Source organism: Sporocytophaga sp. (genome assembly GCF_017745095.1).
GTDB lineage: Bacteria > Bacteroidota > Bacteroidia > Cytophagales > Cytophagaceae > Sporocytophaga.
On the sequence record NZ_JAGHZZ010000004.1, the window covers coordinates 174,375 to 189,761 of the forward strand.

At 38.1% G+C, this 15,387-nt stretch carries 3 protein-coding genes; 2 read left to right on the forward strand and 1 reads right to left on the reverse strand.

The genetic code is table 11. The features are described 5' to 3' along the window. Positions 1 to 28: 28 nt before the first annotated feature. Positions 29 to 700, reverse strand: a complete 672-nt coding sequence (locus J7604_RS07775) for a hypothetical protein (RefSeq protein ID WP_293893651.1) — start codon at positions 698 to 700, stop codon at positions 29 to 31. A 323-nt stretch (positions 701 to 1,023) separates the two neighbouring features. Between J7604_RS07775 and J7604_RS07780 the strand changes: the two genes are divergently transcribed. Together J7604_RS07780 and J7604_RS07785 are read left to right on the forward strand one after the other, a co-directional pair. Further along, a complete protein-coding gene (locus J7604_RS07780) occupies positions 1,024 to 13,647 on the forward strand; it encodes a CARDB domain-containing protein (protein ID WP_293893654.1) in 12,624 nt (4,207 codons plus the stop codon). 391 nt (positions 13,648 to 14,038) lie between these two features. Next, a complete protein-coding gene (locus J7604_RS07785) occupies positions 14,039 to 15,325 on the forward strand; it encodes a putative sulfate exporter family transporter (RefSeq protein WP_293893657.1) in 1,287 nt (428 codons plus the stop codon). Positions 15,326 to 15,387 lie beyond the last annotated feature (62 nt).

Consider the following 15,387-nt stretch of genomic DNA (forward strand, 5'->3'; position numbering starts at 1 on the left):
TTGTCTCTTTTTGTTGTTGATGGATCAATCAATAATCCGAAAACGGATATCCATCCCAAGGCTGGTATCCTAAGATTCCTTTAGCAAATTGGAGATTAGTCCAGCAGTTATTTTTTTCAGGATAAATCTCATCAAGTATGTTTTTGGCTTTATCAAATTCATCCATCCTGAAAAGCTCAATACACATCACTACTTTTACGACCCAGATGCGGTAATCAAATGATTTCAATTCATTCTTAATCATTCTACTTGCTTCCTCAAAATAATGATTGATGCATAAAGAACATGCGACCATTTCTAAATCTAAATCATCTTTTGCTAGCTGCAATGCCTGGTCCAGTGTTCGAATGTTATTAACAAATAGTTTGTTTGCATTGGCCTGCATATAAGGCGCCAGATAGTGAATAACATTTTGATAGGAATATTTTTTTTCTATAGCAGATTTGTCTTTTTGTAATTTATGAGTAGCGTCACTAATAATGAACTTAAAATTTGCAAAAGCTCTTTTCAATATATTGCCAGACTTGGCCTTCTTTAAGGCTAATGCAGCATTCATCAACTCTTGGTATTCATTGAGATAAGATAATTCAATTATTTCATTAAGCCACATCAATGCAAAACCTTCAAGTTTTTCTTTATTCTTAATCAAATTAAAAGTAGCATTTAGATATTGCAGTGCAAGTGCTTTTCTTTCTGTCATTATCTTGTAAGTATTTATACTGAGATTAATCTGGTTTTATAATTATAAGTTTCAACTTAATTACATCTATAAAGAAAAGGCATACTTCTGTTTTTATGAAAAATCAGATTAAATTAAGGTTAAAGTTAATCAGACCGATATAATTTTTTATTGTAGTTATCCCTATTTCTTATCCAGTAAACTGGTATTTTTCTATGATTCTATCGAATTTTTCGATTTTTCATATCTCTGGTTGATTTCATAAAAAGATATTTTTATAAATTCGTGCTCCTTTTTAAAAATTTCTGATTCATCAGAAACTCACCAAAGAAAATTCATCTTATATGAAAATTTTTAAAAGAATAGAGGCATTAGTTATTATTTCACTTGTTTGTGTATTTAACTCTGTAGCCCAAACTATAGCCGTTACTGCTCCGAATGGAGGGGAGAGTGCGTATGTAGGAAAAGTGTTTGCTGTCAAGTGGACAAGCTCAGGATTGTCGTCAAGCTTTGTAAAGCTTGAGTACTCTTCTAATAATGGAGCACAATGGAACCTCATTGAATCTGGCGTGAACAACACAGGTACTTATAACTGGACGGTACCTTCCAATGTATCTTCACAATGCTTGCTAAGAGTGAGCGATTATGGAGATGCCTCAGTCAATGATGCCAGCAATGCCGTCTTTTCCATCAAACAACCTTTTATAACAATCACATCGCCGAATGGAGGAGAAAACCTGACCGGTTGTGCAACACAAACCATCACCTGGACACAGGGCGGTGTGCGTGATTATGTAAACCTCTATTATTCCTATGATGGTGGGAACAACTGGATTTATCTCGGAGAAGATTATATAGGCGATAACAGCAATACCTTTTCATGGGCTGTACCTTCAATTGCTTCTGATAAATTCAGAGTTAAGGTAAGCGGCTACTATGAAGCAGATATTAAAGATTCAAGTGATGGAAATTTTAATGTAGTGCCTGCGGCTAATAAGCTTCAAATCACATCTCCGAATGGTGGAGAATCTTTTTCCGCAAGTTCTTTTCAGCAGATCAGCTGGACGAAAGTAGGTACGGTAGGGAATGTTTCTTTGAAATATTCTGTAAACAAAGGTGCGACTTGGGATTGGGTAAAAGATAAAGATGGTAACAATGCAAATAATATTGCCAATACAGGTTCTTTTAACTGGTTGGTACCATCTGTGGCAGCATCAGGAAACTGTCTGATACAGATTTATGAATATAACAAAACTTGTAATATTGATTATAGTGATACCTATTTTACTATAGATAACAGTCCTTCGATATCAGTAACCTATCCTTTCGGTGGAGAGAAGATATATTCGGGCAGAAACTTTACATTATACTGGAGTTCTTCCAATTTACCAACAACCTATGTAAAACTTGAATACTCTTTGAACAACGGAGGAACCTGGCAGACCATAACCAACTCAACTTATAATTATGGCAACTATGGCTGGGCTATTCCGGAAGGGCTGAATTCTACAGAGTGTTTATTTAAAGTGAGTTCTGCGGATAATGCAGCTATTTATGATATTAGCAATCAAACTTTTACCATTGCTCCTCAGGTGATTCAGGTGACTGCTCCTAATGGAGGTGAGACTATTCAAGGTTGCAGTACCTATAATATAACCTGGAATCAGGAAGGTGTACAAAACTATGTGAATCTGTACTATTCGATCAATGATGGAAAGGACTGGATTTATATTGGTGAAGATTATATCGCAGATAATTCCAATTCATACAATTGGACTGTACCATCAATTCCTTCCACTGCGATAAGAGTTAAGGTAAGTGGCTATTATAATGCAAACGTAAAAGACTCCAGTGATGCAGCATTTTCAGTTACGCAGGCTCCGAATTATCTTACGCTATTGTCTCCTAATTCAGGAGAGACTTTTCCTGCAAGTTCTATTCAAACGATCACCTGGACTTCCACTGGTACAGTTGGTAATGTATCTTTGAGGTATTCTCTTGATGGTGGAGCTAATTGGGACTGGGTAAAAAATGCAGCAGGTACTAATGCGAATAATATTGCAAACACAGGCTCATACGAGTGGATGCTTCCTTCAGATAAGCAATCATCTAAATGTTTAATTCAGATTTATGAATACAATAAAAGCTGTAATATAGATTATAGCGATAATTTTTTCTCTGTTAATAATAATTCTGTAATTACAGTTGCCTTGCCAAATGGAGGTGAAAAGGTGTATACAGGAAAAAGTTATTCATTAACCTGGAGCTCTTCAAATTTACCAACTACTTATGTAAAGCTTGCCTATTCTGTTAATAATGGCGCTACTTGGCAAACAATTGTCAATTCAACATATAACTATGGTAACTATAGCTGGGCAGTTCCGGAATCATTAAATTCAACACAATCATTAATTAAAGTTAGTGCTGTAGCAGATTCAACAATTTTTGATGTCAGCAATCAGGTCTTTACTTTTGCTCCACAGGTAATTCAGGTTACAGCACCCAATGGCGGTGAAAGTATTGCGGGGTGCAGCACTTACACAATCAAATGGAATCAGGAGGGTGTACAGAATTATGTGAATCTGTATTACTCTATCAATGACGGAAAAGACTGGATTTATATTGGAGAAGATTATATAGCTGATAATACCAATTCATACAACTGGACAGTTCCTTCTCTTCCTTCAACCGCTATAAGAGTTAAAGTAAGTGGTTATTATAATGCCAATGTAAAGGATTCCAGTGACGCAGCATTTGCTGTGACGCAGGGATCAAATTACCTTACATTAGCATCTCCAAATGGGGGAGAAGTTTGGTCTTCAAGTTCAATACAAACAATCAACTGGACTTCGACAGGGACAGTTGGTAATGTGTCTTTGAGGTATTCTGTGGATGGAGGTGCCAACTGGGACTGGGTAAAAAATGCAGCTGGTAACAATGCAAACAATATAGTAAACAGTGGTTCTTTCGAGTGGTTACTTCCTGCAAACCTGGTGAAGTCAAAATGTCTTGTCCAGATTTATGAATACAATAAAACTTGTAACATAGATTATAGTGATAATTTCTTTTCAATTAATAACAATCCGATTATCACCGTGGCAACGCCTAATGGAGGCGAAAAGGTATTTGCAGAAAGAGCTTATACCATTAACTGGAGTTCATCTAACTTACCTACTACTTATGTTAAGTTGGAGTACTCTATTAATAATGGTGATACCTGGCAGGTCATATCTAATTCTGCTTATAATTACGGAAACTACAGCTGGACTGTGCCTGCTTTCCTGAATTCTACGCAATGCCTTATCAAGATAAGCGCAGCTGCTGATGCTTCTATTTTTGATATTAGCAATAATGTATTTACCATTACTCCTCAGGTAATTCAGATTACTCAACCAAATGGTGGTGAAAGTATTCCGGGTTGTGGTACCTATACAATCAAATGGAATCAGGAGGGGGTGCAGAGTTATGTAAATCTGTATTACTCTGTCAATGGAGGAAATGACTGGATCTATATTGGTGAAGATTATATAGATGATAATTCCAATTCTTATAACTGGACTGTGCCATCAATAGCTTCCGGAGATATAAGAGTTAAAGTTTCCGGATATTATAATGCAAATGTGAAAGACTCCAGCGATGCCAATTTTGCTGTTACACAGAGTGGTACGAAGCTGTCAGTGATCTCACCAGCAGGAGGAGAGAATTGGGGCTCTGGCTCTGTTCAGACTATCAATTGGACTTCGGAGGGAACTGTTGGAAACGTTTCTTTGAGATACTCACTGGATGGTGGTGCCAATTGGGATTGGATTAAGAATAAAGATGGAGCAAATGCCAATAATATCTCAAACAATGGTACTTACGAATGGTTGCTTCCTACCAATAAGGTCTCATCAAAAGGATTGGTTCAGGTTTATGAGTATAACAAAACTTGTAATGTAGATTATAATAATGCCTATTTCTCAGTAAACAATGATCCTGCAATAACAGTAACAACTCCAAATGGAGGCGAGAAATACTACGCAGGCCAGACCTATACCATTTACTGGGCGTCATCAAACCTTCCTTCGAATTATGTAAGACTTGAATATTCTGATAATAACGGAACAACATGGCAGCTGATAAATAACTATACTTACAACTATGGGAATTATAGCTGGAAAGTTCCGAATATTTCTGCTCCGAAAGCTCTTATAAAAGTTACTTCAATGCAAAGTGCTACAGTTGCAAATTCAATATCAGATGTAAGCAATGGTAGTTTTTCAATTTCTTACCCTGTAGTTAAAGTATTGACCCCAAATACAGGAACAGAGATATGGAAAGTTGGAGAGAATAAGACGATATCATGGAGTGTTGACGGTCTTGCTGCAAGTGCGAATGTAAAAATAGATTTCTCTGTTAATAACGGACTTACCTATTCACCTATAGTGGGAACAACAGCAAATAGTGGCTCATATATCTGGACAATCCCAAGTAATGCAGTGAACTCTTCAAAATGTTTTGTAAAAGTTACTTCTCTGGATTTCTCGGCAAGCTATGATTCCAACGATGTTGCCTTTTCTATTATTAAACCTGTCGTGGGTATTACTGTTCCGAATGATGGACAAGTATGGTATGTAGGTGAATCAAAATCTATACAGTGGAGCAGCCTTGGAGCTTCGGAAAATGTTAAGCTGGAGTATTCTGTTAATGGTGGCACGAGCTGGAATAATGTTATAGCTTCAGCTCCTAACACAGGCTTCTATTATTGGAGTATACCATATTCTGTAACGCCATCGACAAATTGTTATATTAAAGTTTCGGATGTCTTAGATCCTTCTAATAAAGACACAAGTGATGTTGCCTTTACTATTGCAAAACCTGCTATCATATTGAATGTGCCTAATGGGGGAGAGCAGTGGTATGTCGGACAAACGAAAACTATTTCCTGGACAAATAAAGGATTTGCTTCTCCAAATGTGAAGATCGAATATTCTGACGATAAAGGTCTTACTTGGAAGTTAATTGCTGCATCAATAACAAACACTGGTTCTTACAACTGGGCAATACCTTCTTCAATAAAAACCTCATCGGAATATCTTGTTAAGGTTTCTGATTTTACGGATGCTTCTGTACAGGATCAGACCAATGAAGTCTTTGCTATCTTCAAACCGAGAGTAACTCTTAATGTGCCTGTAGGTGGCGAAACGTGGTATCAGGGACAGACAAAAAATATTACCTGGAGCAACATCGGTGTGGTTCCGGGAAATATTAAAATAGAATATTTTGATGGCGATCTTTGGAAAACATTGGTTTCCTCTATTGCTAATACAGGTTCTTATACATGGAATATTCCTGTAAGTATAAATCCTTCAGCAAACTATCTGGTAAGACTTAGTAGTACTGCTGACGCTTCTATCAGAGACTCCAGTAAAACTGCTTTCAGAATTGCCAAACCAACAATATACATTACTTCTCCTGTGGGAGGAGAAACGTGGTATTTAGGTCAGACAAAGAAAATTACATGGGCTTCAGCCGGATTGATTTCAAATACTATAAAAATTGAATACTCTCCGGATAATGGAATTACCTGGAAAGCTATCAATGTTGCTGCTAATAATTCAGGTTCTTATAATTGGACAATACCAGTTTCATTTCCTGTGTCAAATCAATACTTGATAAAACTGACAGATGGTGGAAATTCTTCTGTAACAGCAGAAAGCAGTAATGCATTCACTATTAAAGAAAGTAGGAAAGGAGATCATTTCAGCAATCCGATTGTTATAAACTCATTCCCTTATTCTGTAAGAGATACTACAGATCTGTATTCTGACAGTTTCACAGGGATGACTAATCAGCCATCAAATGATGTGTTTTATAAATTTAAAGTTCCAGCATGTATAGATTCTTTCAGTATTTCAACAGCAGGTTCAAATTTTGATACCTATCTGCATCTGATTGATTCTGCGCAGACGTTGGTGGAATTTAATAATAACTATAATGGTATTTATGCAGGTATAAATACGAAAGCATTAACTCCTGGTAAGACTTATTATCTGGTGGCGGAAGGAAATGCTTCTGCTTCAGGTGTATTTAATCTATCTGTTAATACTTTCAATAATGCCCCTAAAATTTCTGTTGTAGGTAAGATCACAACGGTTTGTAAAGGCGATTTAGTACAGCTAAGCTCAAGTGCTGCGAGCACTTATAAATGGTCGACGGGAGCTACAACGGCAAAGATCTCTGTTACTCCGACAGATACTACTGTGTATAAGCTTACAGCAACTACAGCGAGGGGCTGTACATATAGCGACAGTGTTAAAATTAATATCATACCAGTTGTTGCTCCGGGACAAGTGAGTAACATGCTTCCAGCAGATTCAACATTAAATCTTGGTCAGCCGATTGAAGTATCATGGGCTCCGGCTCAGTATGCATCTACTTATGATATATATGTATGGAAGACAGATCAGGCCGTTCCGACTACTCCAAGATATTCCAATATTGGTCAGATCAACTATTCTATAAGTGGCCTGGATTATGGAGTATCCTATAAATGGAAAATTACAGGTAAAAATTCTTGTTTCCGCACAGAAGGACCTGTGCAAAGTTTTTCTCTGAGAAAATTACCAGACCTGCAGGTAAGTTCTGTTAAAACTCCTTTAGCTATTTACAGTGGTCAACCGCTGACAGTAACGTGGGAGGTTAAAAACAAAGGATTAGGAAGTACAGAATCAAAAGTATGGAGAGACGGTGTTTATTTGTCTGCTGATACTTTGTTTGATGCATCACAGGATATACTGATCGGTAGTATTAATAACCTGAGCTATCTTGCAGAAGGGGTAAGCTATAGTCAGACTGCCTCATTTACTATTCCGCAAACTACAGTAGGAGATTATTTTGTATTTGTAAAAGCGGATGTGAATAATGCTATTATCGAGTCCAATGAAAATAACAACACGAAGTTTGATACAACGTCAGGAATCCTGAATGTATCAATACCTCCCAAGCCGGATTTGATTGTTAGTTCGTTAGGAACACCTATTGCTACGTTCTCGGGAAATAAGATCAATGTTACCTATAAAGTAACCAATACTGCAATTGCTAATGCTTCAGGTAATACACTTGCAACACATTATCAGTATTATGATTATTCGCTGAAGAAGTATTGCTACTTCGAAGAGCATTATTGGATGGATGCTATTTATATTTCTCAGGATTCTGTCTTTAATCCTGCAAGATCGAAGTTTCTGGCTGATGTAAGTGTTAAATTAAGATCACCGAAGTACCAAGGTGGCTTCATTTGTGATAATACATTAAACTGGTATAATATTCCTGATTATTTACCTAAAGACAGTTCTTATACAAGAACGGTTCAGGTGACAGTGCCTCATTCTTATTCGGGTAAATATTATATCTATTTACTTTCTGACGTGCTGAATAATGTTGATGAGCTCTCAAATGTAAATAACTCTCAGAGAAGCAATGTTATAAATGTAACAATGACTCCTCCGGCAAATCTTGCAGTTGAAAAAGTAAATGTTCCTGCTTCCGGATTTTCGGGAAAACCTGTAGCGGTTAATTGGGAAGTGATCAATGGTGGCGCAAATGCACCAGTAGAAAATGTTTGGCGTGACAAAGTCTTCCTGTCTAAACTGGATACTTTTAATTTAAAAGAATCAATCGATGTAGGGTCGGTAGATAAATCCAATGGCTCTACATTGAAGCCTGATTCTAGCTATCGTTCAGCACTTACTTTCAATCTTCCTGATGGCATTTCCGGACAATATTATATTTATGTTTACTCGGATTATAATAAGGAAGTATTTGAGTATATCTATGAAAATGACAATATAAAGCGCTCTGCTCCAATCAATATAAACTTGTCTCCATATGCAGACCTTCAAATTCAGAATATTTCAGTAAAAGATACGATAAGAGCAAATACTGATGCGGAGGTTTCATGGACTGTTTCAAATAAAGGATTGGCTCAGGCATCAGGTTCATGGGTTGATAGAATCTTTATATCTTCTTATCCTACATGGTCTGCAGGTAATGCAACGCAATTAACTTCTGTAACTCGGGGCCTTGCTCTTGATGCAGGCTCTAATTATTCCGAAAAAGCATCAGTTAGAATTCCTAGAGAACTTAAAGAGGGAATCTATTATTTGTATGTCTATACGGACATTACAGATAGAATTTATGAATATACAAATGAAGGAAACAATGTTGCGAAAAGTGATTCATTCGGTACTAAAACCAAACTGTATATTCTACCTCAGGTTGTTGCAGATCTGAAAGTTACAAATCTTAGTGCTCCTGGATCTGCAGAGTCAGGAAAGAAAATACCTGTAAGTTGGAATGTTAAAAATATTGGTAACGCAGCGACCAATGTAGATTTCTGGAATGACTTATTGTTTATATCAAAAGACACAGTTCTGGATAATTATGATGCTCAGTTAACTTATAAATCTTATAGTGGTGGCTTAGCTGCTGGTTTTGATTACCTGTTTAGTGAAATGGTAACAATCCCTAATGGTTATTCAGGTAAATATTATTTACTTGTTTCTTCTGATCATAATCTTCGTGTAACAAATGACACTGTTAAGGCAAATAATAAAGGAAGGTTCGAAATAAATATTGCACTTACTCCTCCTCCTGATCTTATTGTAAAAACTATAGATGCATCTGCTACACTTCTTGCAGGACAGGAATTGGATATCAGTTATAAAGTAGAAAACTCCGGACCGGGTGCAACTGTTGAAAATGCATGGACAGATCAGATATACCTTTCTAATACTAGAGATCTCAGCCGTACTTATTATATAGTTGGTAGCTTTACAAGGAATGGAGTTCTTGCCGCTGGTGGAGCTTACAATGCTACAGCAAAGATCAAAGTACCAAACTATCTTTCCGGTAATTATTATCTGATTGTAAAAACAGATTATCAGAACAGGGTATTTGAGCATACTAATGAAGAGAATAACCTTGGTGATGCGGTGGTTACAATTGTTGTTCCTCAACCAAGTGATCTAGTACTTAATAGATTGAATATTCCTTCTTCTACTGAGCCTGGTAAAAATGTAGAGGTAACTTACTCGGTGAAAAATATCGGTAGCAATCCTGCTATCGGTAATCTGAGAGATCTGTTGTTCTTCTCAAAAGACCAGCAGCTGGATCAGGCGAATGATCCTCTGTTCGGAACCAAAGACGGTTATATTCAATTAAACCCTGGTGATTCTGTTTCGGGAACCGTTTCTTCGAAAATGCCAGGTTTACTTGAAGGTAATTATTATGGTATTGGGGTGACGAATGCACTTAATACCATTGTAGAAACAGATCTAAATAATAATACAAGAGTTTCGGCAAATCAGTTGAATGTATCTATCAAGGAACTTGTGCTGGATGTGCCGCAGACGACTCCACTTGAAAGAGGTGATCTTCTTTACTACAAAATAAATGTACCTGCAGACAAAGATCTTCTAATTACCCTAAAGAGTAATAGAAGCAATGGCTCTAATGAAATATATGCAGCCTATAACAGAGTACCTTCACTAAATGATTTTGATTATATTTTTGAAAATCCGAATAGTGTGAATCAACAGGTACTAGTGCCGACAACTAAAGGCGGAGCATATTATCTTTTGGTAAAAACACCTACGAACTTCAATAATCTTCAGAATGTAACAATCCTTGCCAAAGCATTACCTTTCAGTATTATTGAAGTTAATTCGGATACAGTAGGGCAGGGTGTTGTCACAACCAAGTTGAATGGTGCAGGATTTAAAAAGCAAACACAATTTATTCTTGTAAGTAAAACCAATGTGCCTGTTGATACTGCAGAAATAAGAACTTATATGAGCAGTATGCAGGTGGATGTTCGCTGGGATCTTACCAAAGTTCCATTTGGTACTTATAACATTAAGGCTGTCAATCCTAATGAAACGTTCACTCTTATCAATGGTCTGACTGTTGAAAAGGCAACAGGCTTCTTGGTAGATTTCAATGAAATTGCGCCCGATCTTGTAAGGCTTGGTGGAAAGGCTCAATACACATTCTATCTGCAGAATATCGGTAACGTTGATATTCCATTTATAAATGCGGATCTCTCGGTTCCTGCTGCTACTAATATTGTGAGCTTTACAGCAAGTAAGCAAATAAGAAAACGCAGTAGCTATACAAGTCAGAGTAAATCATTTGAAGATTTCTATCTGGTAGATTCTTACAAAGTAATTCCTTTACTGGGTAAGGATGTTAGACCAGGAGAGGTGCTTGCAATGAACCTGATTGTAAGTCATTTTACATCTCAGTTCTTCCCGGTAAGGACAAGAGCGGTGGGATATAGTGCAGAAAGATATATTTCTCAACAAGTAAATTCAGCTGAAACAACAAGAAGAACAATTCTTCAGAATTCTTCAGCTCCTGCGAACTGGAGAAATTTTGCAGTTGACAGCACTGCTTACATGGATTCAGTCTTAGCTGTTTATTATTCTGAAAAAATCTTCTCACCAGCAGAATTTGCAAAAGCAAATGTACAGTGCAGTAACTGCGGTTCTCAGCCTCCGGTATTGGTGAATGGAAACTTTACTTTTAGTCCTGGTAATAGCCCAGGTACTTTAAATGGTTCTAATGTGATCTTTGGTGCTGGTCAAGACTATCTGTGGGAAATAAACAAATATGCAGGAGTCGCTGGTGCTAATCCAGGCTGGGATCTAATTAAAGCATCAGGTTCAATTCAGATTACAGCAACGCCATCGAATCCATTTGTCATCAGGATCGCATCTTTAGATTTTGCTAATAATCCTAATGTGCTTTCCGGATGGTACCCTGCTGTTGATACCAGCTGGACAATTGCTGTTGCAGCAAATGGTATTTCTGGTTTTGCTGCGAATAAGTTTTCTATAGATATAAGTCGTTTTGCAACTTATAACAATCTGTATGGCGGTTTCTTCTATCTGAGATTGACTGGAACAGATACATTAAAATTATGCTTTAGCGCTTACAAACCAGGAGTAGGACAACCTGGTGTTCCGGGAGCTCCGGGAGGTAGCATAGGTCAGCCTGGAAGCCCAGGTGGTTCAGGTGGTCCTGGAAACGGAACAACTCCTGCTGGCCCAGGTGGCCCAGGTGGTCCTGGTGGGCCTGGTGCTCCAGGCGGCCCAGGTGGCCCTGGTGGTCCTGGCGGTCCTGGAAATAGCCCTGGTGGTCCCGGTGGTCCAGGTGGACCTGGTGGTCCTGGAAATGGTCCTGGTGGTCCTGGTTCTCCTGGTGGCCCTGGCGGTCCTGGTGGTCCTGGCGGGCCGAGTGGTCCTGGTGGTCCCGGAGGTCCTGGTGGCCCAGGAGGTCCCGGTGGTCCAAGCGGTCCGAGTGGTCCTGGCCCAGGTGGCCCTGGAGGTCCGGGTGGTCCCGGAGGTCCTGGTCCTGGCGGAAATGGCCCAAGCGGCCCTGGTGGTCCAAGCGGGCCAAGTGGTCCGGATGGTCCTGGTCCAGGTGGCCCTGGTCCTGGCGGTCCTGGAGGACAGCCAAGATGTGGTAATAACGGAACTGTAGGTACAGCAATTTGTAATACATTCTTTACAATAACCGGTTGTGCTATAACAGTAGGAAGTTGTGCAGAAAGCTTATTTGAGTCTGTAGCACTTACACCAGCTTGGGGAGTTGCTAACTGTTCTATGGGAGCATTTGGTTGTGGATATGCTATTGGTGGATTGATGACAGATCCTAAAGCGCCTCCGGGATGGGGTGTTGGTCCTGGTGATGTTGGATGTGTGCCAGGTGGATTTAATATATTAGGTGCTGCAACTGTATTGAACTGTCTTGCTCAAAGGATTATCTGTAATCAGATTGTAGCATCTTGTGATCCGAATGACATCATAGGTCCAAAAGGTTATGGTGAAGGTAAATATGTTTCAAGAAGCGAGGTATTACCATATACAATCCGTTATGAAAATGATCCTGAAGCTGCTACTGCTCCTGCTCAAAAAGTTGAAATAAGACAGGTGCTGGATAGCGACTTGAATCCTTTAACATTCAGAGTTAAAGACTTCGGATTTGCAGATTATGTATTTACAGTGGACGGAAACGTGTCATCTTATTTTAATACAGTAGATCTACCGGATTCTTTAGGATATGATCTTGAAGTAACTGCGGGTATTGATATTGAGAAGAATGAGGCTTTTTGGATTTTACAGACAATAGATCCTAAAACAGGATTACCTCCTGTAGATCCATTGAAAGGTTTCCTTGCACTTAATGATTCTTCTGGTGTCGGAGAGGGATTTGTGAACTATACGATTAAAGCGAAGAACAATGCCATCACAGGTGATTCAATTCTGGCTCAGGCTGACATTGTATTTGATATTAATGCTCCGATCATAACTCCGGAGATATTTAATATCATTGATGCAGAGCCTCCGGTATCTAAGGTAAAAGTACTGGGCTCGAATAGTGATTCAATATCAGTAAAGGCTTCAATAGCGGATGACCTTAAAGGCAGCGGAGCGAAATCTTTTGATCTGTATGTTGCAGTTGGGAATGCTGACTACAAGCTTGTTGCTTCTGATATTCCAAATGACACAATATTCAAGATTCCGGCAAAAGAAGGTGAAGCTTATTGTTTGTATGCTGTATCTAAGGATAACGTGAATAATAAAGAAGCCATAAAAATTCAGCCTGATACCTGCTTTATTTTCACTGGCGTAGTTACTGGAAATATGGATCCAAAAGTTGAAGGAACGTTTATACTTTATCCGAATCCTTCCGATGGCTTTAAGTTCAATGTCCTTATAACAGGACTTGAAATTCAGGAAACGGTTACTCTTGAAGTAATAGATGTTCTTGGAAGGTCAATGTTTGTTACAGACTTTAGAGATGCTACTTATTTTATAGATTCTGAAGTTAAACTTTCAACCAAACTGGATCCGGGAATTTATTTCGTCAATTGTTATACGAAGAAAGGAAAGTCAGTTAAGAAAATGGTTGTAGAGAGATAGAAGACTGAATAAGTTAATAATACGAAGAGGCTGCGGTAAGAGAAATCTTACGCAGCCTCTTTTGTTTTGAGTTTGGTTTTAGATCATAAGAAGGACTTAATCTGGAGGCTTTGATTAGCAGCTGCGCTGGTTCAAGCGCCCACTTGCTATAGTTAGTTTTAATTATCATCAAGCGGACGCTTGATTCATTTTGGTTCAAGCGGATACGCAGAACCAGCATAATGCCAGCTTATCGGGTAAAAGTCATGTCAATAGTACCTCCTAGAAATATATTTATAATACCTAATTTAAAACCATAACTATAGCCAGCTTAAATTTGAATGGAGGGTATCTGTTTGAGCATTAATTGAGTATCATTTTCAGGAACCTAATTAAATAACTTCATGTCAATATGAGCAAAATATCTACGGTTAATTCAGCAACTCAGCCCAAAAGAAATATAGTACTTCATGAAGACTGGGCGGTAGTTTTACTTGGATTTATAATTATAACCATCCTACTTTCAGGTTTTAGTATAGCATCTCCTTCTTACAACTGGAATAATGGTCACGAATTCGGAGATAAAGTACTTGAAAGTTCTAATCTGATTAAAATTCTTAATCAGTTTCTGGTAACAATAATTATTGCATTAATTGGTGTCTACCTTACAAATAAATCAATTAAGTCACTATTGCTTGCTTTTCCGGGTATTTACCTGTTATCTGTATTTGCTCTGATCCTTGCTGGCAATAGTCAGATGAAAAGTCTGAATCTGGAGGCAGTTATATTTAGCTTAGGTATTGGCTTACTTGTGAGTAATCTGATAAATTTACCACAATGGTTCAGATCCATTCTTTCAACTGAATTGTTCGTGAAAATCGGGCTTGTTTTGCTTGGCACAGGAGTAATATTTGGTGATATTCTGAAAGCTGGTGGTCTTGGGCTGATTCAGGCTTTGGTAGTGGTTGTATCTGTTTGGTATTTTGCATTTTGGATATGTAAAAAACTGAAGCTCGATGAAGAGCTAAGTCTGATGATCTCCAGTGCTGTATCTATCTGTGGAGTATCTGCCGCTATTGCTACAGCTGGAGCTATAAAAGGTGACAGCAAAAAACTTTCTTATGTAATAAGTCTTGTATTAATTACCGCAATACCTATGATGATTGTTATGCCTTATATGGCAAATTACATGGGTTTATCTCAAGAAGTAACCGGTGCATGGCTTGGAGGTAGTATTGATACTACAGGTGCTGTCGTTGCTTCCGACTCTCTCGTAGGTGAAACTGCATTGAAAATAAGTACAATAGTCAAATTCAGTCAAAATGTGTTGTTAGGGGTGGCAGCGTTTGTAATCAGTATTTATTGGACTTATAGTAACAATCCTCAATCAGCAAGAAGGAATGAAAAGCAAACACTTGCGGTAATATGGGAGAGATTCCCCAAATTTGTTTTGGGGTTTATCGCTGCTTCCTTAATATTTTCATTTCTATTAAATACTCAAGCAACAAATGCTGTTAAAGATAGTATGAAAAGTATGCAGACATTATGGTTTGTGCTTGCATTTACAAGCATAGGACTCGAAACAAAGTTTTCAGACCTTATCAATCAAAGCAACAGAAAGCCTATGTATGCTTTTGTAATTGCGCAAGCCTTTAACATTGTTATTACTTTGATTATTGCTTTGCTCCTTTTTAAATAACTGATATAAGACAATCTTTGCCGATTCAAGCCGAATGTTTAGCTAGTGAATACTGTTAATAT

Bases quoted from the DNA above. Each gene is read 5' to 3' on its own strand.
- J7604_RS07785 (WP_293893657.1), top strand. From the start codon at position 14,039: ATGAGCAAAATATCTACGGTTAATTCAGCAACTCAGCCCAAAAGAAAT.
- J7604_RS07780 (WP_293893654.1), top strand. From the start codon at position 1,024: ATGAAAATTTTTAAAAGAATAGAGGCATTAGTTATTATTTCACTTGTT.
- J7604_RS07775 (WP_293893651.1), bottom strand. From the start codon at position 700: ATGACAGAAAGAAAAGCACTTGCACTGCAATATCTAAATGCTACTTTT.